Annotated in this window: 24 protein-coding genes; 15 read left to right on the top strand and 9 right to left on the bottom strand. The window is 60.5% G+C overall.

Annotation, left to right across the window (positions count from 1 at the left end; genetic code table 11):
* Positions 1-98: 98 nt before the first annotated feature.
* Positions 99-1,757, bottom strand: a complete 1,659-nt coding sequence (locus D6858_RS14845; RefSeq protein ID WP_240623863.1) for an alkaline phosphatase D family protein — start codon at positions 1,755-1,757, stop codon at positions 99-101.
* Between the two features lie 135 nt (positions 1,758-1,892).
* On the opposite strand from D6858_RS14845, the gene D6858_RS14840 reads away from it, so the two are divergent.
* The 8 genes from D6858_RS14840 to D6858_RS14805 all read left to right on the top strand — a co-directional run bounded on the left by D6858_RS14840 (position 1,893) and on the right by D6858_RS14805 (position 11,685).
* Positions 1,893-2,075, top strand: a complete 183-nt coding sequence (locus tag D6858_RS14840; RefSeq protein WP_133305308.1) for a hypothetical protein — start codon at positions 1,893-1,895, stop codon at positions 2,073-2,075.
* A 3-nt stretch (positions 2,076-2,078) separates the two neighbouring features.
* Positions 2,079-2,687 (top strand): hypothetical protein, encoded by a 609-nt coding sequence (locus D6858_RS14835; protein ID WP_120112390.1) that lies wholly within the window; start codon positions 2,079-2,081, stop codon positions 2,685-2,687.
* Positions 2,684-2,875 carry a helix-turn-helix transcriptional regulator gene (locus D6858_RS14830; protein WP_102154673.1) on the top strand — a complete coding sequence of 64 codons (192 nt, stop codon included), beginning with the start codon at positions 2,684-2,686 and terminating at the stop codon, positions 2,873-2,875. The genes D6858_RS14835 and D6858_RS14830 overlap by 4 nt, the downstream gene beginning before the upstream one ends.
* Before the next feature lie 32 nt (positions 2,876-2,907).
* Positions 2,908-3,636: an alpha/beta fold hydrolase gene (locus D6858_RS14825; protein WP_120112746.1), complete on the top strand. Its 729-nt coding sequence runs from the start codon at positions 2,908-2,910 to the stop codon at positions 3,634-3,636.
* A 9-nt stretch (positions 3,637-3,645) separates the two neighbouring features.
* Positions 3,646-4,470, top strand: coding sequence for a tetratricopeptide repeat protein (locus tag D6858_RS14820; RefSeq protein WP_120112385.1), 825 nt, complete (start codon positions 3,646-3,648; stop codon positions 4,468-4,470).
* Positions 4,467-5,447, top strand: a complete 981-nt coding sequence (locus D6858_RS14815; protein ID WP_120112381.1) for an LLM class flavin-dependent oxidoreductase — start codon at positions 4,467-4,469, stop codon at positions 5,445-5,447. Before D6858_RS14820 ends, D6858_RS14815 begins: the two co-directional genes overlap by 4 nt.
* A gap of 192 nt (positions 5,448-5,639) precedes the next feature.
* Complete coding sequence (locus tag D6858_RS14810; protein WP_120112377.1) at positions 5,640-10,376, top strand: NAD-glutamate dehydrogenase; 4,737 nt, start codon at positions 5,640-5,642, stop codon at positions 10,374-10,376.
* A gap of 82 nt (positions 10,377-10,458) precedes the next feature.
* Positions 10,459-11,685: an NAD(P)/FAD-dependent oxidoreductase gene (locus tag D6858_RS14805; protein ID WP_120112373.1), complete on the top strand. Its 1,227-nt coding sequence runs from the start codon at positions 10,459-10,461 to the stop codon at positions 11,683-11,685.
* Here D6858_RS14805 and queG read toward each other — a convergent pair.
* Positions 11,668-12,738, bottom strand: coding sequence for a tRNA epoxyqueuosine(34) reductase QueG (queG, locus tag D6858_RS14800; protein WP_120112369.1), 1,071 nt, complete (start codon positions 12,736-12,738; stop codon positions 11,668-11,670). The genes D6858_RS14805 and queG overlap by 18 nt on opposite strands.
* A 27-nt stretch (positions 12,739-12,765) precedes the next feature.
* Between queG and D6858_RS14795 the strand changes: the two genes are divergently transcribed.
* The 4 genes from D6858_RS14795 (at position 12,766) to msrB (ending at position 16,968) form a co-directional block, all read left to right on the top strand.
* Positions 12,766-13,749, top strand: coding sequence for an ABC transporter ATP-binding protein (locus tag D6858_RS14795; RefSeq protein ID WP_120112365.1), 984 nt, complete (start codon positions 12,766-12,768; stop codon positions 13,747-13,749).
* Positions 13,746-14,966 carry an ABC transporter permease gene (locus D6858_RS14790; protein ID WP_120112362.1) on the top strand — a complete coding sequence of 407 codons (1,221 nt, stop codon included), beginning with the start codon at positions 13,746-13,748 and terminating at the stop codon, positions 14,964-14,966. The genes D6858_RS14795 and D6858_RS14790 overlap by 4 nt, the downstream gene beginning before the upstream one ends.
* A 117-nt stretch (positions 14,967-15,083) precedes the next feature.
* Positions 15,084-16,421 carry a cytochrome P450 gene (locus D6858_RS14785; RefSeq protein WP_102154681.1) on the top strand — a complete coding sequence of 446 codons (1,338 nt, stop codon included), beginning with the start codon at positions 15,084-15,086 and terminating at the stop codon, positions 16,419-16,421.
* A 58-nt stretch (positions 16,422-16,479) separates the two neighbouring features.
* On the top strand, positions 16,480-16,968 hold the full coding sequence (msrB, locus tag D6858_RS14780; protein WP_120112359.1) for a peptide-methionine (R)-S-oxide reductase MsrB: 489 nt from the start codon (positions 16,480-16,482) through the stop codon (positions 16,966-16,968).
* A gap of 115 nt (positions 16,969-17,083) precedes the next feature.
* Here the strand turns inward: msrB and D6858_RS14775 are convergent, their stop codons facing one another.
* The 3 genes from D6858_RS14775 to D6858_RS15915 all read right to left on the bottom strand — a co-directional run bounded on the left by D6858_RS14775 (position 17,084) and on the right by D6858_RS15915 (position 18,077).
* On the bottom strand, positions 17,084-17,344 hold the full coding sequence (locus tag D6858_RS14775; RefSeq protein WP_120112357.1) for a GlsB/YeaQ/YmgE family stress response membrane protein: 261 nt from the start codon (positions 17,342-17,344) through the stop codon (positions 17,084-17,086).
* A gap of 152 nt (positions 17,345-17,496) precedes the next feature.
* Entirely contained in the window at positions 17,497-17,796 is a 300-nt protein-coding gene (sciP, locus tag D6858_RS14770) for a CtrA inhibitor SciP (protein ID WP_120112354.1), read from the bottom strand.
* Positions 17,793-18,077: a hypothetical protein gene (locus tag D6858_RS15915; protein WP_123639890.1), complete on the bottom strand. Its 285-nt coding sequence runs from the start codon at positions 18,075-18,077 to the stop codon at positions 17,793-17,795. Before D6858_RS15915 ends, sciP begins: the two co-directional genes overlap by 4 nt.
* A 192-nt stretch (positions 18,078-18,269) precedes the next feature.
* Here D6858_RS15915 and mnmA point away from each other — a divergent pair, with 192 nt between their 5' ends.
* Positions 18,270-19,406: a tRNA 2-thiouridine(34) synthase MnmA gene (mnmA, locus tag D6858_RS14765; protein ID WP_120112350.1), complete on the top strand. Its 1,137-nt coding sequence runs from the start codon at positions 18,270-18,272 to the stop codon at positions 19,404-19,406.
* A gap of 77 nt (positions 19,407-19,483) precedes the next feature.
* The gene (locus D6858_RS14760) at positions 19,484-20,134 is read left to right on the top strand and encodes a NeuD/PglB/VioB family sugar acetyltransferase (protein ID WP_205664974.1); all 651 of its coding nucleotides are present in this window, start codon (positions 19,484-19,486) and stop codon (positions 20,132-20,134) included.
* 41 nt (positions 20,135-20,175) lie between these two features.
* Here D6858_RS14760 and D6858_RS14755 read toward each other — a convergent pair whose 3' ends face one another.
* Positions 20,176-20,535, bottom strand: a complete 360-nt coding sequence (locus D6858_RS14755) for a hypothetical protein (protein ID WP_223805162.1) — start codon at positions 20,533-20,535, stop codon at positions 20,176-20,178.
* Between the two features lie 13 nt (positions 20,536-20,548).
* On the opposite strand from D6858_RS14755, the gene D6858_RS14750 reads away from it, so the two are divergent.
* On the top strand, positions 20,549-21,694 hold the full coding sequence (locus D6858_RS14750; RefSeq protein WP_120112342.1) for a serine hydrolase domain-containing protein: 1,146 nt from the start codon (positions 20,549-20,551) through the stop codon (positions 21,692-21,694).
* Here D6858_RS14750 and D6858_RS14745 read toward each other — a convergent pair.
* The 3 genes from D6858_RS14745 to pdxH are packed head-to-tail and all read right to left on the bottom strand — an operon-like array spanning position 21,679 to position 24,025.
* Positions 21,679-22,485: a PhzF family phenazine biosynthesis protein gene (locus D6858_RS14745; RefSeq protein ID WP_120112339.1), complete on the bottom strand. Its 807-nt coding sequence runs from the start codon at positions 22,483-22,485 to the stop codon at positions 21,679-21,681. The two genes, D6858_RS14750 and D6858_RS14745, sit on opposite strands and share 16 nt — an antisense overlap.
* Positions 22,482-23,423, bottom strand: a complete 942-nt coding sequence (locus D6858_RS14740; protein WP_120112336.1) for a cation diffusion facilitator family transporter — start codon at positions 23,421-23,423, stop codon at positions 22,482-22,484. The genes D6858_RS14745 and D6858_RS14740 overlap by 4 nt, the downstream gene beginning before the upstream one ends.
* A complete protein-coding gene (gene pdxH / locus D6858_RS14735) occupies positions 23,420-24,025 on the bottom strand; it encodes a pyridoxamine 5'-phosphate oxidase (RefSeq protein ID WP_102154691.1) in 606 nt (201 codons plus the stop codon). Before pdxH ends, D6858_RS14740 begins: the two co-directional genes overlap by 4 nt.
* Positions 24,026-24,085: the final 60 nt, after the last annotated feature.

Genomic DNA, 24,085 nt, shown 5'->3' with positions numbered 1-24,085 from the left:
TCGTGATGGCACGCACTTGCGTCATTGCGCCGCTATATAGGCACGAAATCCGATCCGGTCGAGTGTGGATTGGCAAGCTTTTGCCATGAGCCATACGATTACGTCTCCGTAAAACGGCGCGCACCGTAAGTCGTGCTCATACTGTGGGTTTTGGCCACGACATCCGACCGCTTGCGGATCGTATCCATGAACCGCCATTCGCTACTGGCCCGTTCGGGGGTGAGTTCCACCGCCATATAACCGCGGTTCGCGGTTTCGGCCCATTTGAGGTCAGAGCTGCTGGCGACCAGTTCGCGGGCGGTGTCCTGCGGTTTCTTCCAGCCCAGATATGCCTCGGCACCAGGGGATGTCACCGAATGTCCGGCGAATTCGACCCCGGCTCCATCCAGTTCGCACGCCCATGCATTGTGACTGTCACCCGACAACACCACCAGATTCGCATCGGCCTCTTTCGCTGCATCCAGCAGACGTTGCCGCGCGGCGGGATAACCGTCCCAGGAATCGAGATTGAAGGGGATGCCGACTTTTGAAGCCAGAACGCCCGCTGCGAGCCGCTGACGCACATAATCGGGCGTATCTGCGGACAACCCTTCGGCAACTTCAGGCGGCAGAAACAGCGAACCCATCACAATCTGTTGCACCAGCACCTGCCACTTGCGGCCCGCACCAACGGAATGCTTCAAGCCGGATGACAGCCACTGCTGTTGATCCGCTCCCATCAGATTACGTGCGGGATTTTCCCAGTCGCGCGTTTTGAACGCTTCCAGCGCTGCCTGCATGTGCGCCGGATCGGTGCCTTTGAGCGCAGCGGCCAGATCGAGCTGTTGGTCACGCCCGGTCAGCCGGGTCTCCAACCGGAACAGCGTTGCCAGATCTCCGATGTCGTAGCTGGCCCAGTTGGCATCGCTAACCGGCATCCATTCACGATAGGCGCGCATGGCGGCAGCCTTGCGAACACTCCATTGTCCTTCGGTGTCGGGTTGATGATTTTCGGCCCCGCCCTTCCACGAATCGTTGGCGCTTTCGTGATCGTCCCACACCGTGATTGTCGGATAGATCTGGTGCAGGCGGGCCAAATCGGGATCACGGCGATAGCTGGCATAGCGGGCCCGGTAATCGGCCAGATGTATCGTTTCGCCCAGCGGTTCGGGCACGCGCCCAGCAACGGCCTGCGACTTGGCCGGATAGTGGCCGTAATCGTATTCGTAGAAGTAATCGCCCAGATGTACGGCAAGGTCGAACGCATCCTGTTCGCAGGCATGGCGATATGCATTGAACCAGCCAAATCCCATGTTGGAGCAGGAAAATACCGCCATGCGGAACCGGTCTGTGGCCCCTTCAGGCAAAGTGCGGGTTCGCCCAACGGGGGATGTCGCTCCGTTCGGTGCGACGAACCGATAGAAATACCAACGGCGCGGCTCCAGCCCGGTGGCCACTGCCTTGGCGCAACAATCGTGTTCAGGGGATGCCTCCACGGAACCACCGGCAACGATAGCTCCAAAATCCTCTCGATCGCTCACTTCGAACTGTAGCGCTGTTGGTTGGGAGGCCACGAAACGGGTCCATAGCAAGACAGATCGCGCCGCGGGTTCGCCGCTGGCAATTCCGTGGGTGAAGCCGCTGCCGAACGGCGCACCCGTGTGTGCCGCCAGCGGTGCAACCGCGAGCGTCCCGAGCGAGAAAGCGCTCATTCCAAAAAAACTGCGGCGGGTCAGAGGCGAAGCGGCAGGCAAGGCCGCGTTAGGCTGGTCAGTCATGCGCCAACGCTAAGCCCCGATAGCGACGGAATGAAGACACAATATCGCCAAGCGTCATCGACATTATGTATGGCAAACTTGACACATCGCCTTCGCATGTCTAGTAAGCTTTACATATTGAAGAGGGACATTGACATGACAACCATCCAAAGAAGCCTTGTACTCGCCGCTGCCATGCTTTTGACCGCACTGGCTGCGGTTTTCGACATCATCCCTGCTGCGTTTGCGGAATATACACCGCTCGGTTTGCTGGTGTTTTTGCCGTGGGCCCTGTCAGGGCAGCGCCAATGCAGCCTGAGGAAGAGCAAGGAATCCTGAGCGATGGCGGGGATCGTGGATAAAATCGCGGGTCGCCGGCCCTGGATGTGGGCGCTGGCATTTGCCGGAGCGATGGGGATTGTCGCATGGTTCGAACACCGCCATGTCCTTGGCGGCATCCGCTCCCTCCCGTTTGTAGCGGCAGGCTGCCTGTTTCTGATTCCACTGGCAAAATCAGCCAACAATTGCGCCTCGGCCAGTGGGACTCTTACGCCCGCCATGCGCCAATATAACCGGCGGATGATGATATGGGCGGTCTCGTATATCGTATTGCTCGGCATTGCGATGTCGATCCGCCACAATCTCGACCCGCAAGGGCCGCTACTATGGCTGATCGCAGTTCTGCCCAGCTTGCCCATGTTGTTCTTCATCTGGGCAATGGTGCGATACCTGAAGGAAGAGACAGACGAGTATCTGCGGTTACGCAACACACTAAGTGCCTTGTTCGGGCTTGCGCTGCTGCTTGGCGTTGGAACGTTCTGGGGCTTTCTCGAAGCGTTTAAGGTCGTTCCGCATGTCGATGCATGGTGGGTTGTTCCGGTGTGGGCAATGGGCATGGGTCTCGCCAATGTCTTTCAGGTGATGCGCGACCGCAAAGGCAACGATCAATGAAAAACCGGCTCAAAGTATTGCGCGCCGAGCGCGACTGGAGCCAGCAGGATCTGGCTGAGCGGCTGGAAGTCAGTCGACAGTCAGTCAATGCCATCGAAACAGGGAAGTACGATCCCTCTCTCCCCCTCGCTTTTCGTATCGCGGAGCTGTTCGGCCAACCGATAGAGGCAATCTTCCTGCGCGATTGACCGCAGGGGCCGCATAGGACCATTGTGGCATGATGCACGACATTCAATACCACAGTTTCGACGACGGTCGCCGGCTCGCTTTTCGCCATTGCAGCGGCAGCGGCCCGGCAATCGTGTTTCTGCCCGGCTATATGTCGGACATGGACGGCAGCAAGGCCACTGCGCTGTTCGACTGGGCGCAAGCGAACGGGCGCGAATGCCTGCTGCTCGACTACTCTGGATGCGGCCGTTCGAGCGGCGACTTCGCCGATGGTACATTGTCGACGTGGCGGGATGAGGTCGCCACTCTGATCGATGCCTATACCTGTCATCCGGCTATTCTGGTCGGATCTTCAATGGGAGGCTGGTTGATGTTGTTGGTGGGCGAAGCGATCGGCCACCGTTTGCACACGCTCGTGGGTATCGCCGCGGCGCCGGACTTCACCGAATGGGGCATCGACGCCGCCGCCAGAGCGAATCTTCTGCATGGGGAAACGGTGTACGAAGAGAACCCCTACGGCCCTGAGCCGACGCCGACTCACGCTACATTCTGGGCCGATGGGCAGGCTAACCGGCGCCTTATCGGCGAAATCGCGCTCGATTGCCCGGCACGCTTGCTGCACGGGCAGCAAGATAACGATGTCCCGTGGGAGATTTCGCTGCAACTGGCACAGGCGCTGCGTTCGACCGACGTTCACCTGACGCTTGTCAAAGATGGCGACCATCGACTGTCGCGCGAACAAGATATCGCCTTGTTGTTGCAGACAGTGGCCACCATCTGAAGGTTTGCCATGCTTACTCTCCTCCTCCCAATTCTGATGCAGGTCGGCCCGAACCCTTCTGGTGGCCTCAGCCCCATCGAACAACTCGACATGAACAATCGCCCGCCGCGCACTCGCGCCAATCGAGATGCCCAGGAGCGCACGCCCAGCGCTCTGGAAACCTGCCTCGACACAGCGCGCACCGCGCCGGAAAAGGCACATGCCATCTCGGTCGAATGGATCAAGCGAACCACCGGAGAGCAACGCGCTGCAGGCGAACATTGTCTGGGAGTCGCGGCAGGCAATATGGGCGAATGGGACGCTGCCCGCGCAGCTTTCATCGCTGCCCGTGCGGATGCCGAAGACGCCGCGTTTCGCACACGAATGAGCGCACTGGCAGGCAGCGCCGCGCTCGCTTCCGGGGATGCGGCAGGCGCTCTTGCACTGCTCGATGCAGCGAAGAGCGAAGACCCACTCGATCCGTCAGTGAGAGGGGCCATCGCCCTTGATCGCGCCTCGGCCCTTGTGGCGCTCGACAGGGCCGACGACGCCACTTCCGCGCTAGCCGAAGCGCGCGCTGCGATGCCGGGCGATCCGCAAGCCTGGTTGCTTTCAGCTACGTTGGCCCGGCGAACGGGCGACCTTGCCACTGCTCAGGCACAAATCGAAAAGGCCGTATCACTCGATCCGCAAGATCCGGCCATCGGACTGGAAGCGGGCGTGATCGCCATACTGGCAGGGCACAGCGAAGCGGCCCGCAAGTCGTGGCAGTCAGTGATGGAAACCGCACCTGACAGCGAACAGGCGCAAACCGCCAAAGATTATCTCGCTCAAATCGGAGAAGGCGCGCAATGATTCCGCTGTCGGTCCTCGATCTCGTCCCCGTTCGCGAAGGTGGTACATTGGCAGAGGCATATTCTGCCACCGTTTCATTGGCGCAAGCTGCCGAACGATTGGGATACAAGCGGTTCTGGATCGCCGAACATCACGCGATGGAAGGGATCGCAGGCGGGGCAACATCGGTCGTTATCGGCCATGTCGGCGCCGCGACGCACACGATCCGCCTCGGTGCCGGCGGGATCATGCTACCCAACCATAATCCGTTTGTGATTGCCGAACAGTTCGGCACCCTCGATGCTCTGTTCCCCGGGCGCATCGACCTTGGACTGGGTCGCGCGCCTGGCGCAGGGCCAGAACTGCAACGCGCCCTGCGGAAAGACCTGCACCGTGCCGCCGAAATGTTCCCCACCGACGTGGCGGAACTGCGCGCCTTGCTAACAGGGGAACCGGAACTGCCAATCCGCGCCACCCCCGGCTATGGATCGCAGGTCGAGATGTGGATGCTGGGCTCCAGCCTTTTCGGAGCCCAACTCGCTGCGAAGCTTGGCATGCCCTATGCTTTCGCCAGCCATTTCGCGCCCGACCATCTGGATGCGGCGCTGGCGCTGTATCGCGAGCGGTTCGAGCCATCGCAATGGCTGGACAAACCGTATGCGATGGCGGCGATGACCGTATTTACGGCCGAAACCGATGCCGAAGCGGAGCTGATCGCCAGTTCGCAGCAACAGAGTTTTGTTCGCTTGCGGACCGGCAATCCGGGCAAACTGCCACCCCCGGTAAAGGGGTATATCGACACATTGCCTCCACAGGCTCAGGCAATCCTGGCCAATATCGGTCAGGCAAGCGCTATCGGATCACCGGACACAGTCCGCGCGTCAATCGGGCGTTTTATCGAACGCACACAGGCAGACGAAATCGTCGTTTCCGGTGCGACCTTCGATCCGGCGACACGGGTTCGTTCGCTCGAATTAACGATGGAAGCCCTGGCCTGAAAATTTGGCGTCAGTCCCCTCTAGCCCCCGTCACCCATTCCGGCCTAAGGGAGAGGGCGAGCCGCTCGAACGCTACGTCACTGCTGCCTTGCAGTCGCGCAAGCACGGGCCTATCACAGCCAGATTGCTGCGCTGTGCAGCAATAATATAACAGGGCTCGAAGACATTTGGCGGGCCGACGGAGCACTACGGATGTCCGCTGAAGCAGCTGATTCTACTTCTGGTTCCACTTCACGCATATCGACCGATGCCGCACTGGCGAAGTCTCTCGCCCGCCTCATTCGCGATTCGTTGCTGCCGGGGGATGAACCGCTGAGCAAAGCCCGCGTGGAAGATGTCGCGCAATTCCTGATCGAATCAGCGGCGCAGCGCGGACCCGGCGAACCGTCTATCACGCTCAATTCGGCATCGGGCGACCGGCGATTCATGCGTCTGGCTCTGGTCAACGATGATATGCCGTTTCTGGTCGATTCGATTGCGGCCACGATCGCGGCACACGGAATTTCGATTGATCAGTTGGTTCACCCTGTCGTTCGCATGAAGCGGACCGATTCAGGCGAACTGGCGGAAATCCTTTCATGTGAAGCTGAAGGCGGCCAGCACGAGTCGTTGATTTATATCGAAACACCGCGTGTCGATGCACGCCAGCGCCGGGCACTCGAAAAAGATCTGCGGACAACGCTTTCAGACGTCCGCGCTGCGGTAACCGACTGGCAAAAAATGCGTACCGCGATGCTGGACGATGCAGCCAGTGTTACCGATACCGAAGGTGCCGCTCTGCTGCGCTGGCTGGAAGGCGGCATGCTGACACAGCTCGGCCATGTCACACGTCGTCGCGACGGCAGCCATTCGGCAATGCTGGGCATCTGCCGCAAAAGCGCAAAGGAAATCCTCGCAGACGCATCATTTGACCGCGCCTTCGCGTGGTTCGATGGATGTGGCCGCGAAACAGCTCGTAGCCCGCTGATTGTTAAAGCGAACCGTATTTCCAATGTTCATCGCCGGGTCCCGCTCGATCTGTTTATCGTGCCTGTGCTCGAAGGCGATGAGGTGACCGCACTTTCGATCCACGCGGGCGTCTGGACCAGTTCCGCGCTTGCCGCCGCGCCCGGCTCGGTGCCACGTCTACGCACTCAACTCGCTGAGCTGAATGCCAAGTTCGGGTTCGATCCCAACGGCCATGCAGGGAAATCGCTGGTCCACGCGCTGACCATGCTGCCACACGATGTGCTGATCGGTTTTTCCGACGCGGACATCGAACATGTCGCAACCACGATGATGAGCCTGGTCGACCGTCCGCGCCCGCGGCTCGTTCTGGTGGAAGCTCCGCTCAGCCGTCATCTGTTCGCATTCGTCTGGTTACCGCGCGATCTGCTGTCCACGCAGGTCCGCACACGCATTCAGGAAATGCTCGAAACCGGCGCAGGCGCTGTGGCGCTTGACTGGAGCTTGCAGGTCGAAGGCGGCAATCTGGCGATGATCCGCTATGTGCTCGATTATCGTTCGGGCGAAGGTTCGCCCGATGCCGCGGCAATCGAAGCGAGCATTCAGGCTTTGCTGCGCGGCTGGAGCGAAGCGGTCGAAAGCGAACTGGCGACGGATGAAGACCCCGCTCGCGCTGCTGCTCTCGCTACTCGGTTTGCCGATGCTTTCCCGACTGCCTACCGCGCCGATTATGGCCCGGCAGAGGCCGCACAGGATATTCGCCGTCTGCGTCGGCTTGCCGCCCATCATGAGGATGGCCCCACCACTGCGAGCACTGCCCCTCAGCGCGATGTCCGTCTGTATCGCCACGAAGACGATCCGTCGAACCGACTACGCCTGAAAATCTATCAATCGGAAGGCGCTTTGGCTCTTTCCGATGCCGTGCCGGCGTTGGAAAACTTCGGATTTCGCGTATTGGAAGAAGTGCCTACTTTTCTCGATGAAGGAAAGCTGGGCACCATCCATGATTTCACGCTCGGACTGAACGAAGCGGATGATACCGAACAGCTTCTCGGTCGCACGCCACAGATCGAGGAAGCAATCGCTGCCGTACTCAATGGCGGGGCGGAAGATGATCCATTCAACCGCCTCGTAGTCGGCACCGGGCTCGAAGCGCGCGAGGCTGACTGGCTGCGCGCGTTCTATCGCTATCTGCGTCAGGCGGGAATCGGTTACACGATCTACACTGTCGTCGATGCACTACAACGGGCGCCCGACGTTACTCGCGCACTGGTCGGCCTGTTCGCGGCCGAACACGATCCGGCATTCGCGGGGGACCGCAAAGCAGCCGCAGAGATGCAGGAAGAAGCGATCCGCAAGGGCTTGCTTAATGTCGCTGCGATCAACGACGATCGGCTGCTGCGGCTCTATCAAGCCCTGATCGGCGCAATTCTGCGGACCAACGCTTTCGCGCCCGCTGCGCGCGAAGCTTTGGCCTTTAAGATCGATTCACACCTCGTTCCGGGCCTGCCCAAACCGATTCCGTGGCGCGAAATCTTCGTTTATTCGCGCCGTTTGGAAGGGATTCACTTGCGCGCGGGGCCTGTGGCGCGCGGCGGCTTGCGCTGGTCCGACCGGCGCGACGACTTCCGCACCGAAATCCTTGGTCTGATGAAAGCGCAGCGCGTCAAAAACGCGGTGATCGTGCCGACAGGGGCGAAGGGCGGTTTCTATCCCAAGCAATTGCCCGATCCCACGCGCGACCGCGAAGGCTGGGCTGCTGAAGGCAAGGCCAGCTATCAGGCGTTTATCCGCACTCTGTTGTCGATCACCGACAACCTCGTCGATGACAAGGTCGTTCATCCGCGAGAAGTTGTGATTCGCGACGGTGACGATCCTTACTTCGTCGTTGCCGCGGACAAGGGAACTGCCTCGTTCTCCGACGTTGCCAATGCCATTGCTGAGAGCCAGAACTTCTGGCTCGACGATGCATTCGCCAGCGGCGGCTCCAACGGATACGACCACAAGGCAATGGGCATCACCGCCCGCGGCGCATGGGTTTCCGTCACGCGTCACTTCCTCGAAATGGGTATCGACGTCCAGAAGGATCCGGTGCGCGTGGTTGGCTGTGGCGACATGTCGGGCGACGTGTTCGGCAATGGCATGTTACTGTCCAAATCGATCAAGCTGGTTGCTGCGTTCGATCACCGCCACATCTTCCTCGATCCCGACCCTGACGCGGCGGCAAGCTGGAAAGAGCGCAAGCGTCTGTTCGATCTGCCCCGTTCGAGCTGGGAGGATTACGACCCCTCGCTGATTTCCAAAGGGGGCGGCGTATTCGCTCGCTCGCTCAAGAAAGTTCCACTGAGCAAGCAGGTTCGCGAGGCGCTCGGTATCGACAGTAGCGAACTGGAACCGGAAGCACTGATTTCCGCCATCCTGAAAAGCCCGGTCGACCTGCTGTGGTTCGGCGGGATCGGCACTTACATCAAGGCCTCGACCCAGAGCAACGCGGAGGTTGGCGATCCGGCGAACGACGCATTGCGGGTGAACGGCGCAGATTTGCGTGTTCGCGTCGTCGGGGAAGGTGCCAACCTTGGAGTCACCCAGGCCGGGCGGATTGAGTTTTCGCTGAATGGCGGCCGGATCAATGCCGACTTCATCGACAATTCCGCCGGGGTCGATTGTTCGGATAACGAGGTCAACATCAAGATCGCGCTGGCCGCCGCCCGTCGCGCCGGTCGCCTTTCGGAAAAGAGCCGCAATGCCTTGCTGGTCGAAATGACCGACGAGGTGGCGCAGCTTGTTCTGGAAGATAATCGTTTGCAAGCGCTGGCATTGTCTATCGCTGAGAGCGGAGGCAGCAAAGCAGTGGCCGCTCAGATCCGTCTCATCGAATCTCTGGAAGATCGCGGCTACCTCGATCGCAAGACCGAGGGGCTGGCTGATAGCGAGACACTAAACCGCAGAGCAAGCGATGGCGCAGGCCTTACCCGGCCTGAACTGGCCGTTCTGCTTTCATCGGCCAAGCTGGCATTGCAGGATGCGATAGAAGGCAGCGATCTTCCCGAAGATCCGCAGGTAGAGGCCCTGTTGCTCAACGCATTCCCCGAACCGATGCGTAGCAAGTACCGTACATTCATCGAAGGCCATCGCCTGCGGCGCGAAATCATCGCCACCAAACTGGCAAATCGGATCATCAACCGGCTGGGGCCGGTCCATCCGTTCGAACTGGCGGAAGAGGAAGGAGCGGGGCTGGCCAACATCGCCAGCGCGTTTGTCGCTGCTGAACACCTGTTCGCTATCGACGCGCTGTGGGATCAGCTGGAAACTGCCAGGATGCCGGAAATTGCCCGCATCGTGCTGTTCAACCGCGTCGCCGTCGCTATGCGGAGCCAGATGGCCGACCTATTGCGTGCCGGGGCCGGGCCGCTGTCACCCAGCAAGCTTGTGGGTGATATCGGTAAAGGTGTGAAGCATCTGGCCAAAGACACGGAAGAGTTGCTCGGTGCCGAATCGCTCCAGCATTCGGCCCGATTGCGCGCCGAATTGATCGAGGTAGGTGCCAGCGAATCGTTGGCGGGCGAAGTTACGCACCTGTTCGATCTCGATGGCGCTGTCGGCCTTGCCCAGCTCGCGCGGGACGTCGATATCGCCCCCCGCAAACTGACCGGCGCCTTTACCCTCCTTGGCGCACAACTCGGTCTCGACTGGGCACAAGGCGTGGCGGCACTGATGAACCCGTCCGACGTGTGGGAACGCCTGCTCGTTGCCGGGCTAGCCCGCGATTTTCAGCAGATGCGGCTGGAGTTTCTTAGCCGCATCGCCCGCCGAAAAGATGCAAGGGCCAATCCAACCGCAGCGGTCGATGCGTGGACGGAGACTCACGCCGACGGGATTCGCCAATTCCGTTCGATGATCGCACGCGCGCAGGCTCACAGCCCGGTTTCACCGGCCATGCTGGCCCAGATCGCAAGCCAGGCGCGCAACCTGTTGGGGCGCTGACGTCGCACCTATCCGGCGATTCATCTTGCAGAATCCACAAGCGCGCTTGACCTGAAGCCGATTTGCCTCAAGTCAAGCGCGCATGGAGAGTGCAGACATCGTCATCGTCGGCGCAGGGCACGGCGGCGCGCAAGCCGCTATCGCTTTGCGTCAGCAGGGTTTCACTGGCTCGATCATGATGATCGGACGCGACAGTGAACCGCCTTACGAGCGGCCGCCGTTGTCGAAAGAATACCTTGCGCGGGACAAGCCGTTCGAACGCATCTACATTCGTCCGCCTCAGTTCTGGGAAGAACGCGAGGTTACTCTGCGACTTGGCAATGTGGTAACTGGCGTCGATCCGCAAACACACACCGTCAGGCTTATGGACGGGACGGAAATCGGTTATGGTAAGCTGATCTGGGCAGCGGGTGGCGATCCGCGCCGCCTGTCGTGCGCGGGGGCCGATCTCAATGGAATCCACGCAGTACGCGATCGCGCCGATGTCGACCGGATGATGGCGGAGCTGGATGACGGTGCGAAGCGTGTCGTTGTAATCGGCGGCGGCTATATCGGGCTGGAAGCGGCCGCTGTGCTGACCAAACTGGGATGCAAGGTAACCCTGCTCGAAGCGCTTCCTCGCGTGCTGGCGCGGGTCGCAGGCGAAGATCTTTCACAGTTCTATCAACAACAACACACTGCCCGCGGAGTCGACCTGCGAACCGAAGCAATGGTCGACAAGCTCGAAGGTGAGAATGGCTGGGTGCGCCGCGTCGTGCTGGCTGACGGGAGCAGTGTCGAGTGCGATATGGTCGTCGTCGGGATTGGTATCGTGCCCGCAGTCGGCCCGCTGATCGCAGCGGGGGCAGCCGGGGCCAACGGGGTCGATGTGGACGAGCATTGCCGGACTTCGCTGGAGGACGTCTATGCGATTGGCGACTGTGCGGCCCATGCCAATGCATTCGCAGACGGAGCGGTGATCCGGCTGGAATCTGTCCAGAATGCCAATGACATGGCAACCACCGCCGCCCGCGATATCATGGGTGAGCCGGTTCCTTACAACGCTCTGCCGTGGTTCTGGTCAAATCAGCACGATCTCAAGTTGCAGACCGCCGGGCTATCGCTCGGTCACGACACGACAGTGCTGCGTGGCGATCCGGCAGATGGGAAATTTTCCGTTATATATCTGAAAGATGGTCGTGTAATTGCGCTCGATTGCGTGAATTCGACCAAGGATTATGTGCAGGGCCGCAAACTGGTGGAAGCCCGCATTTCCCCCGATCCCGACGTACTGGCCAATCCGGAAATCCCTTTAAAAGAGCTGGTTTAGCGCCCACTCCGCCGCTTCGGCCACCACCGGATCGGGATCGGCGGTCAAAGCGCGAACCTGCGGCCCAAGTGCCTGATCGCTGCTATTCCCTGCGGCAATCAGGCAGTTACGGACGAAGCGATTACGCCCGATCCGCTTGATCGGACTGCCGGAAAACAGCGCACGAAATCCCGCGTCATCCAAGGCCAGCAATTCCAGCAACTTAGGCGCCACCAACTCGGCCCGAGGCAGGAAAGCACGATGGGTTGCTGCACTGCTTGCAAACTTGTTCCAGGGGCAAACTGCGAGGCAATCGTCACAGCCATAAATGCGATTTCCCAATGCCTTACGGAACTCATGCGGGATCGGTCCGGCATGTTCAATTGTGAGGTAAGAGAGACAGCGGCGCGCATTCAACTGATAGGGTCTCGGAAATGCACTGGTAGGGCACGCTGTTTGACAGCTAGAGCATGATCCGCAGCGATCGTCATGCATCGCGTCGGGCGTGAACGGCAAAGTGGTGTAGATCGCGCCAAGAAACAGCCACGATCCATGTTCGCGGCTGACCAGATTGGTATGCTTGCCTTGCCACCCGATTCCGGCGGCCTGCCCCAACGGCTTTTCCATCACCGGTGCGGTATCGACAAACACCTTCACCTCCGCCCCCGGCGCTTCGGCCACCAGCCAGCGAGCAAGGCGCTTAAGGGCCTTCTTCACGGTGTCGTGATAATCGCGACCCTGAGCATAGACCGAAATCCGCGCACGATCCGCCTGCTCGGCCAGCGCCAGCGGATCATGGTGCGGAGTATAGGCCATGCCCAGCGCGATCACGCTGCGCGCGGCAGGCCACAGCCCTTGGGGAGAGCGCCGTTCATCGGCACGGCGCTCCATCCATTCCATCGCGCCGTGGTGTCCTTCGCCCAGCCATTCGGCATAGCGGCATGCGCGCAGCGGGTCTTCGTCGGCAGAGGCAAACCCCACCGCGACGAAGCCTTCGTCGCGCGCACGCCCGGCTGTGCGGGAACGCAGTTCGTCGATTTCCAGTCGTTCAACCAAACTTGGTCTTGCTCCCATGCACCATCCACGGCTAGTTCGCACGTCATGGACGCCGCGCCAAGCGTAACTCCCGTTTCCGAAAACGCCATGCGCCCGCTTGCGATTGAGGCACGCGGGCTGGTCAAGCGATTTGACGGTACGACTGCGGTCGACGGGGTCGATATTTCTGTGCCCGAAGGGGCGATCTACGGCATTCTGGGCCCCAATGGTGCTGGGAAGACCACGACCTTGCGGATGCTGCTGGGGATTATCGATCCCGACGAAGGGGTTCGCAAGGTATTCGGCCATTCGCGCCCGCACGATATCGGCCGCCTGATCGGATACCTGCCGGAAGAACGCGGGCTGTATCCGGCGATGAAGGCGGTGGACGCCATCGGTTTTCTGGGTGCCTTGCGCGGAATGCCATTGGCGGAAGCGACCGCGCGCGGGCGCGAGCTGCTGGAAGAAAACGGCCTCGGTCACGCCGCCGACAAGCAGATTCGCCAGCTATCGAAAGGCATGGCGCAGACTGTGCAATTGCTGGGCACACTGGTGCACCGGCCCAGACTGGTCGTGCTGGACGAGCCATTCAGCGGGCTTGACGCACTTAATCAGGGCAAGCTGGAACGGATGATCCGCGCCCTGGCGGAAGACGGGACCACGGTCATTTTCTCCACCCACGTCATCGCCCATGCAGAGCGGTTGTGTGAAGGGGTGGCAATCATTGCCGGGGGCAAAGTGCCCTATGCAGGCAGTGTCGATGCCGCGCGAGACCGTATTCCGGCGCAGGTCCGGCTGGAAACCCGCGCCCGCGAAGGGGCATGGCGCGCCGCCTTGCCTGCCGATGCCCGGCACGAAGGCGATTACTGGTATTTCTCCCTGCCCGACAGCGGGATCGAACCTCTGCTGCGCGCACTGATCGAAGGGGAAGCAGGCATCCTGTCGCTATCGATCGAGCGGGCCGGGCTGCACGATGCCTTTGTCCATATCGCAGGCGAAGCGGCGGCACGCGCTCTGGAAGAAGGCAATGCGGCGGAGCAAGACCAATGACCGGACAGACCGCACCCGCTGCCCGCCTGTCACTGTTACGCGCTGCTTTCGTTATCGCCCGACGCGATTTTCTGGCGATCCTGCTGTCGAAGGCGTTTTTCTTCTTCCTGCTCGGCCCGATCATCCTGATCGCAGTCAGCGGGGGAGCCGGGGCGATCGGTGCCAAGGCCGCGAAGAATGCCCATCCCGCGCAACTCGCCGTCGCAATGCCGACAGAGCAGGCCCACGCCTTCGCCGCTGCCCATGATCGCATCGATCCGCTGGTGTCGCTGCCCGCAATCACGCTGGTCGATCCGGTCCAGGCCAGCGACCCTGCCGCGTTGCTTCAGCGCAGTGGCGAGAACTACGGCGCTGTACTGACCGGTTCGCTGACGCAGCCGGTGCTGACCGGGACAGAAGATCAGATCAGGAAATGGCAAGGCGAAGTCGCGCTGCTGGCGGCCACCGCATCGGGCGCGGACCAGCAGTCTTTCCCGCGGGTCGTCACCGAATCGACAACGACAAGCGGTGCCGCCAAGAAAAGCGCGCGCGCGGGTACGGCAACCGCCGCGCTGACGCTGCTGTTCCTGCTGACGATGTTGCTGGCAGGCATGGTGCTCTCGAACCTCGTCGAAGAAAAGGCGAACAAGATTATCGAAGTGCTGGCCGCATCAATCCCGATGGACGCGGTTTTCCTCGGCAAGCTGTTCGCTATGCTGGCGGTCAGCTTTGTGGGAATCGCGGTCTGGGGCGGTATCGGGCTGGCGATTATGGGGGCGACAGGCGGATTGACGGCATCCCTGCCCGTTCCGGCGGTTGGCTGGCCGCTGTTCGTCGTGCTGTTCCTGCTGTATTTCGCAATGGCTTACCTGATTATCGGTTCGGTCTTCCTCGCTATCGGTGCGATGGCCCCGACTGTGCGCGATGTGCAGACCTTGTCGATGCCGGCCACGATGCTGCAACTGGGCGTGTTCTTTCTGGCGACATATGCCAGCACCGATCTGGGATCGCCAGTCGAGCTGGCCGCTGTGATATTTCCGCCCAGCTCCCCTTATGCGATGATTTCGCGCGCGGCGCAGGTGCCCGATCTGTGGCCGCACCTGGTGGCACTGGCATGGCAGGCGATGTGGGTGGTGCTTTTCGTGCGTGCCGGGTCCGCCATGTTCCGCCGCCGCGTGATGAAATCCGGCCCGCAGCAGAGCGGAAAACGCCGTCTTTTCGGCAAGGTCGCGCGCTAAGCCGGACAATAGATCAGTCGCAATCGGCAACTGACTATTGACAGTGCGGTAAGTAACGGCAGGATAGGCTCCGACAGAGGCGTCCCGATATGGAGTCGCCCGACAGGAGAGAATGCGATGGCGACTCAGGCAGCCGAAAAGCCCACCACATGGCGCACCGAACCGCGCGCGGTCGATGCGCTCGACGCAGCGCTCAAGGCCAATCCGCAGGCAATGCCGGTGCACCCGGAAAAGTGGGATGTCAGCCGCAGCGATATCTACGTGGAAGATCGCTGGCAGCCGATCTTTGCCGAAATGCGCGCGGCAGGCGATCTGCACAAGATCGAAAACAGCCCATACGGCCCGCACTGGAACGTCGTAAGCCACAAGGCGATCCAGCATATCGAAGCGCTGCCTGAGCTGTATTCTTCAAGCTGGGAATATGGCGGCATCACGATCCTCGACCGGATGGACGATGCCCAGCTTGAAGAGCTGGGCCGCGAACGGTTCGAACTGCCGATGTTCATCGCGATGGATCGGCCCAAACACACCGGCCAGCGGCGCACCGTTGCCCCCAAATTCACGCCAAGCGCAATGGCCGGAATGGACGATGAAATCCGCCAACGCACCGGCGAACTGCTCGATTCGCTGCCACGCGGCGAGGTTTTCGACTGGGTGGACAAAGTCTCCATCGAATTGACCACCGGCATGCTGGCGATCCTTTTCGACTTCCCCTGGAAGGATCGCCGGCTGCTCACTTTCTGGTCCGACTGGGCAGGCGACACCGAAATCGCTCTGGTTCGCGAACTGGACGATCAACGGATGGATATCCTGCGCGAGATGGCCGCCTATTTCCAGCAGTTGTGGATCGAACGCGCCAACAAGGAGCCTGGCCCGGATCTGATTTCGATGATGATCCATTCCCCTGCGATGAACCAGATGGACCCGCAGGAATTCATGGGCAATCTGGTGCTGCTGATCGTGGGCGGCAACGACACCACCCGCAACACCATGAGCGGGATCATTCATGCCTTCGACAAATTCCCCGATCAGCGCAAACTGTTCGAAGAAGATCCCAGTCTGATTCCCAACGCAGTGCAGGAATGCATCCGTTACCAGACCCCGCTGGCCCATATGCGCCGCACCGCCACCGAAGACAGCGAATTGTTCGGCCAGACTGTGAAAGCGGGCGAGAAGCTGATCCTGTGGTATCTTTCCGCGAACCGTGACGAAACGGTGTTCGAAAACGCAGACAAGCTCGATATCACGCGCGAGAATGCCCGGCGTCACCTCGCCTTTGGTTATGGCATCCACCGCTGCGTTGGCGCGCGGCTTGCCGAAATGCAGCTCCGCATCCTGCTCGAAGAAATGCACAAGCGCCGGATGCGGGTGCATGTCGCAGGCGATGTGGAACGAGTGCGGGCAAACTTCGTCCACGGGTTCCGCAAGCTGGAAGTGGAAATCACCGAATTTTGATCCCGGCGCGACGGGGCGGGCGTTCAGCGCAGGTTATCGCCAACATGGCGATCGGGCGATGATTCGCTCCGCCTCCCGTCGTTCGTTCCTGTCTTTACTGGGGGCGACTGTGGCCGTCGCCGGTCTGGCGGCATGTGGTGGGAAAGCCGAAGCGCGAACCTTTCCCGTCACGATGAGCGACGCACAGTGGCGAAGGAAGCTGACCAGGGCGCAATACCATATCCTGCGCGAAGCGGGGACGGAGCGAGCATACAGCTCCCCTCTCAATAAAGAACATCGCGCGGGCACGTTCCTCTGCGCTGGCTGCGCCCACCCGCTCTATTCATCCAAAACCAAATACGACAGCGGCACGGGCTGGCCCAGCTTTTGGAAACCCCTGCCTCGCGCCATCGTGACCGACCGGGATTTCAAGCTCGGCTACCCTCGTACAGAAGTGCTCTGCGCGCGGTGCGGCGGGCATCTCGGCCATGTGTTCGATGACGGCCCGAAGCCGACGGGCAAACGCTATTGCATGAACGGCGCGGCGATGATGTTCCACCCTGCCTGACCGGCCTGCCCTACAGTGGCGGCACTACCGGCACACCTATCGGGCAATGAAAAAGGGCGACGAAGCCAAGCCCCCCCGCCCTTTTGCAATAATATCTTTGCGGATATCGCGCCGTTTAGCGAACTCGCCCGCGCTGAACGAGGTTAAGTACGGCCAGCAGAACGACAGCCCCGACAAATGCAGTGATCAGATACATGATCCACCCGGCGTTGGTTGTCAGGAACCCGGTCATTGTGCCGATCCAGCTACCAATCAGGCCGCCGACCACGCCGACGATGATATTCAGAAAGATGCCCATCGATGCATCGCGGTTCATAACCATGCTGGCCAGCCAGCCAGCGATACCGCCGATAATGATCGTTGCAATCCAGCCCATTTCCGTAATCCTCCTGTTTAGCGCGCGGAAAATGCTACGCTTCGCATGGCAAACAAACGAAGCACACGACCGTGCGTTCCCCTCCGCCCGGAATTCCGGTGCGGAAGGCAGGATGATGCCCGCAAATCGGGCCGACTGCAACTTGAGCGCAATCAGTACTTGAGCTGGCGTTCGTAGAGATCGCGATAGTGCTGGATACGGGTGACGCGCAGACCCTGCATTCCCGAACGATCGACTGCGCGCTGCCACGAAGCGAACTCTTCGAGAGTCAGGTTATAGCGTTCGAGTACTTCGTCGATCGTCAGCAGGCCACCATTGACCGCCGCGACCACTTCCGCCTTGCGGCGCACGACCCAGCGTTTGGTGTCGGGCTTCGGCAAATCTCCCAGAGAAAGGGGTTCGCCAAGCGGCCCGATTACCGATGCCGGCCGGATTTTCTGGTTCTCGATCATGGGGTTTCTCGGTCACTCTTGCCCGTGTTGATGTTCGTTGCCGGGCAATCTGCCGGAACACCTTTGCCAACGCCTGAAACACAGTGGTTAACGGGCTCTTCGCTATTATCTCGCCCGGCAATCGCCGGGGCAAAGCTGGCGCTGGCATTCGCTTGCGCCAGCGAGTCATGCAGATCACGCGCAGCCGCTAGCCTCGCCACGAGTTCCCCCCAATCAACGCGGCGCATCGCGCCGGACGGTGGAGCGGGGGAAGCATCAACAAAGGTGTGTCGTTCGATCATGCTCCATTGTCTAGCCGAGCACCGGTCAACATTCGGTAAAATCCAAATTCATTGGTGGTTAGGATGAGTTACCGATTTCCTGCACCTGACCTGCGGTTTGCCGCAGGGTGCCCCGCCCCCAACCGCTGGCCAGCGGCGCGCGGTGCGTGTATGGGCCCGCAACACCATATGAACACCTCCGTTATTCCCCCTATGGCCATCGACGCCGCAACCGCCGCCGCGCTGTTCGATCTGCCACGCCCGGCCAGCGAATGCCGCATCGTGGTCGCAATGTCGGGTGGGGTCGATTCGTCGGTCGTCGCCGCGCTGGCCGCTGCCAGCGGGGCCGAAACGATCGGCATTACGCTGCAGCTATACGATTATGGCGCTGCCACCGGACGCAAAGGCGCCTGTTGCGCGGGCGACGATATCCGCGATGCCCGCGCCGTGGCCGACAGGCTGGGCATCGCGCATTACGTGTTCGATCACGAAAGCGCATTTCGCGAAGAAGTCGTCGAGCGGTTTGCCGATGATTACCTGTCGGGCCGCACACCGGTGCCCTGCATCCGCTGCAACATGGGACCGAAGTTCACCGACCTGCTGCGTATGGCACGCGAGCTTGGGGCCGACTGTCTGGCAACGGGCCATTATGTTCGGCGGGTGGAAGGTGCTGCGGGCCCGGAACTTCACCGCGCACTCGATCCGGCGCGCGATCAGTCGTACTTCCTCTACGGCACAACGGAAGAGCAGCTCGATTTCCTGCGCTTCCCGCTCGGCGGCCTTCCCAAGTCCGAAGTGCGCGCACTGGCCGAAACCGCGGGCCTGCGTGTGGCGGGCAAGCCCGACAGTCAGGATATCTGCTTCGTCCCCGATGGCAATTACGCAGGGATCGTCACCAAGCTGCGCCCTGAAGGCGCGCGACCCGGCGCAATCGTCCATGCGGCCACCGGCGAAACGCTGGGCCGGCATCCGGGGGTGATTCACTTCACCGTCGGCCAGCGGCGCGGTCTGGAAATCGGCGGCCAGCCCGAACCGCTCTATGTCATCGGGATCGATGCCGACAGCGCTGAGGTACGCGTGGGACCGAAGGCAATGCTGGCCGTCAGCGCCGCCCGCCTGACCGAAACCAACCGCATCGGCCCCCTGCCGACAGACGAACCGCTGACAGCAAAGGTTCGCAGTCTGGCAAAGCCTGTTCCGATCAGCCTCGAAGGGCCGCTGGGGGACAATGCCGACACCACGATCCACTTCGCCAATCCCGAATTCGGCGTGGCCCCTGGCCAGGCCGCAGTGATCTACGCCGGAGGCCGCGTGGTGGGCGGCGGCTGGATAGATGGGACGGAAGGCTGATCATAACGCAATTACGAAACAACCCGAAGAACGCATGGTGATTCAGGCACTGCCTGATAACAAGAAGGTTCATGCTCATGCCCACCCCACTGGTTATTATTGGCACTGGCGGTCACGCAGTTAGCGCAACGAATGTCGCGCTCTCTTCCGGGTACGAAGTCGTATCTTATGTAGACGACAAAAATCATGCATCAGAATTTGCAGGCATTCCGATTATCAAAGTTGAAGATTGCCTATCTCAATTTTATAATTACAATTTATTTATTGCCATCGGAGACAACTATATTCGAGAGAAAGTATCTTCCGAAATTAAGAAGATGATGCCCAATGCGCGATTTCCGTCTCTCATCCATTCAGCAAGTGCTGTGGGATGGAATGCACAAATAGGTGCCGGATCAATACTCATGCCTTTCGCGAACGTTGGCCCCAACTCTATTGTGGGGAGCGGGTGCATTCTGAATACAGGATCTTCTATTGATCACGATTGCCGCATGAATGCATTTTCATCTATCGCTCCCGGTGTATTTTGCGGAGGCAATGTGCACATTGGTACACGATCTGCCGTGTCCATCGGAGCGAATATTAAACACGGAATCAATATTGGATCAGATGTGGTAATTGGCGCAAACAGCTATGTTAATACCACAATTGATGACAATATTGTTGCTTATGGAAGCCCGTGTAAAAAGGTACGGTCTCGCAAAAAGGGCACACCATATCTCAGATGACAGGAGTCATCTTATAATATTAAGTCAATATTTAATTGCCTTCAGTGATCCCACCTCTGCAACACACAACCATATCCCTTACGGAAACTCGCTGTATCGCTGGCCAATAGCGGGAAACGAGCCGTCACGCTTTTCGCTTCGGCGTCTTTTGACAGGCGGATCAGCTCCATCCCTGCGATCTTGTCCTTGGCACAGTCGTCAAGGCTGCGCCCTGCGATATAGACGCACGAACAGGCCACTCGCGCGCTGTAAGCCGATCCGGCGCGCGCATAGCCAAGTGCTGCATTGCCGAACACCGCCCATAGGGCCAGACCTGCGACCGCGATGACTGCAAACCAGATCAGTATGCCGCGCCGCGGACCGGCATTTGCCTTGCGAGAACGGGTTTTTGGCGTTGCCAAGCGGGAATCCCCCATGCCAGAAGCGACGCGACCGATGCGCCATTTATCGCCCCTTATCGCTTGCCTCGCCTTCCTGCCAGCCCTTGCCGGCTGCGGCACAGATGCGGAGGCACCGCCTCCCCCGCTGAGCAAGGAAGCAATGTCCGCCGTGGCCAAAAATCCCGGCGCTCCGCGCGCGCAACTGGCTCGTGCAGTCGATAATCTGTTCGTCGATTCGCAATTGGGGGAAACCCGCGCGGTCGTGGTAATGCACGGCGGCTACATCGCTGCCGAACGATATGAACCGGGCTATGACAAGAACACCCGCTTCATATCTTGGTCGATGGCCAAGACCGTAACGGCCGTGATGATCGGGATGCTAGTAGCCGATGGGCGGCTGCGACTCGATGAATCGCCGCCAGTGCCGCGCTGGCGACGCCCAGGCGATCCGCGCGGCGAAATCACCTTGCGCCAGTTGCTGCAAATGCGCAGCGGACTGCGCCACACCGAAGCGGGCAATCCGCCCTACGAATCGAGCGAAGTGCGGATGCTGTTCCTCGACGGGCGCGACGATATGGCCGACTTCGCCGAGAGCCAGCCGCTAGAGGCAGAACCGGGCAGCAAATTCGAATACTCCAGCGCAACCTCGGTGATTCTGGCTGACATCGCCGCTCGGGTTCTCAGCCGCTCGGACGATCCCGATGCGCGGCGCAGAGCAGTGGCCGATTACCTACAAAGCCGCCTGTTCGGCCCGCTGGGCATGGATTCGATGGTGCCGGAATTCGACGCAAGCGGCACGCTGATCGGCGGCAGCGTGATACAGGGAACCGCGCGCGACTGGGCCAAATTTGGCGAGTTTCTACGCAACAAGGGCTCTTATCGCGGGAGCCAGTTGATCCCCCGCCGCTGGATCGAGTTTATGACGACGCCCAGCCCGCGATCCGCCAATTATGGCGCGCAAACATGGCTGAATCGCAAAGCGGAAAACGAGGAAGATCCATTGTTTGCCACACGCGGCCCGAAGGACTTGTTTGCCGCCATCGGCCACATGGGGCAGTACATTCTCGTCGATCCCGATCGCAAGCTGACGGTGGTGCGATTGGGTCAGTCGGATGCGGAAGAGCGAAAAGTGCTGCTGCCGCGACTGGCCGATGTGGTCGACCTTTATCCAGGCAAATAGAAGCGGCCTTCCACTACAGTCACGCACTGCCCACCGAGCCATGCCAGTTCCCCATCAAGACGACAGGTCAGATCGCCGCCCCGTGCCGATGCCTGATGTGCGGTGAACGCATTTCGGCCCAGCTTCTCCGCCCAGAACGGAGTGAGGGCTGCATGGGCCGATCCGGTCACCGAATCCTCGTCCACACCGCCGCCGGGTACGAATACCCGGCTAACCACATCGGTTCGCGCGCCCGGTGCAGTGCAGATAAACTGATCGTCCCCCAGATTGCCAAGCGCGCGCAGATCGGGATCGAGCCCACGCACTGTTGCTTCGCTATCGAACAGATAGATGCCGTAGCGATCGTCGCTGCGCCACACTTCCACTGGCACTGCGCCCAGCAGCGCGACCGCTTCGGACCATGCGCTGGCCTGAGTTGCAATTGTCGGCAAAGCGACTTCATACCCGGCGTCGCTGCGACGCACCTCGAGAATTCCGGCTTTGCGTGTGCGAAACGTCACCCTGTCACTGCTGCCGAAACCGTTAGGCGGGTCAAGCAGCACGTGCCCGCTGGCCAGCGTTGCATGGCCACATAGCCGAATTTCCATCTGGGGAGTGAACCAGCGTAATTCCCAATCCGCCGCACCGCTCGCATCGCGCACGAGGAAGGCAGTTTCAGCAAAGTTGTTTTCTTCGCCAATGGCCTGAAGCACAGCATCGGGTAGCCATTCATCCAGCACCATCACCGCTGCCTGATTGCCAGCGAATGGGCGGTCGGCGAAAGCATCGACATGCCAATAAGGGATGTTCATTGCCCGTCCCCTGCACCGGGCAATAATTCTTCCGCCGCCTGACCGGTTTCATTGATCAGCCCTTCGGGGTCAGGGTGGATCAGCACCTCCACCCCGGGAAATTCCCTGGCGATCCGCGCTTCGGCCTGATCCATCAGGTCGTGAACCTGCACAATAGTCATGCCCGGGTCGACCGCCATGTGGAACTGCACGAAATCGTCCGCCCCGCTGGTGCGGGTGCGTAGATCGTGAACCCCGCGGATATCGGGATGCTTGGCCAGCACCGCGAGAAATTCCTCGCGCCGTTCTTCCGGCCATTCGCGATCCATCAGGTGATCGATAGCTTCGCCTGCCGCCCGCCACGCTCCCCATGCCAGCCACAGGGCGATGGCCAAACCGAACAGAGGGTCAGCAGAGGAAAAGCCGAGGTATTGATCGACAACCAATGCGGCGATCACGCCAAGGTTGAGGAACAGATCGGACTTATAGTGCACATTGTCGGTCCTGACCGCCAGGCTCCCTGTGCGCGCGATCACATGGCGCTGCCACACCAGCAGAGCAAATGTTCCTAGGATCGCAATCGTCGATACCAGAATGCCATCGTCCGCCGCCTGTGTTGGCGTGCTGCTCAGCAGCTGTTGGACAGCACGCCATGCAATGCCAATCGCGGAAATCACGATCAGGATGACCTGAAAGATCGCCGCCAATGCCTCTGCCTTGCCGTGGCCGAAACGGTGATCGTGATCCGCAGGCTGTGCGGCGACCCATACTCCGATCAATGCGGCGATGCTCGCGATCAGATCAAGCGACGTGTCGGCAAGGCTGCCCAGCATCGCCGCAGACCCGGTCTTCCACGCCGCCCATCCTTTCAGGGCGCCAAGAAATAGCGCCATCGATATCGATGCCAGTGCAGCGCTGCGGGTCAGCCGCGCGCGTTCATCGCTGGCAATCGCCGTCATGGATAGAGCAGCCTGCTATTCCACCCGCCATCCGCAGTACGGGTAAAACGGCGCCGGTCGTGCAACCGGTTGGGTCGGTCGAGCCAGAATTCGATCGCCACAGGATCGAGCGTAAATCCGGTCCAGTGCGCCGGGCGCGGCACATCGCCGCCACTATATTGTTCCTCGACCTCTGCGACACGGGCGAGATATTCGGCACGCTCCAACAGCGGTCGCGACTGGTCGGATGCTGCCGATCCGACCTGGCTGACGTAAGGGCGGGAATGGAAATAGGCGTCCGCCCGTTCGGGCGAGACTTCCGTCAAAGGCCCTTCGATGCGAATCTGGCGGCGCAGGCTTTTCCAGTGAAACAGCAGCGCGACGCGCGGATTGGCAAGAATTTCGCCGCCCTTCCGGCTTTCTGCATTGGTGTAGAACGTGAATCCTTCCGGCCCCCATTCCTTCAACAGCACCATGCGGACAGATGGCACGCCATCGGGCGTTGCCGTGGCCAGCGCCATCGCATTCGAATCGTTAGGCTCGCTCTCGCGCGCCTCGGCAAACCATTCCCCGAAAATTGCGAATGGATCGGTGGCGGGAATCTCGGATACGGCGTTGTTCATAGGGGACGCTCCTACTGCAAGGTTCGAATGGAACACAGCCCTGAATCGAAAAATCCTGCC

The sequence above is a fragment of the Tsuneonella suprasediminis genome (assembly GCF_003605755.1).
GTDB lineage: Bacteria > Pseudomonadota > Alphaproteobacteria > Sphingomonadales > Sphingomonadaceae > Tsuneonella > Tsuneonella suprasediminis.
This window is presented reverse-complemented; position numbering and strand designations above follow the sequence as displayed.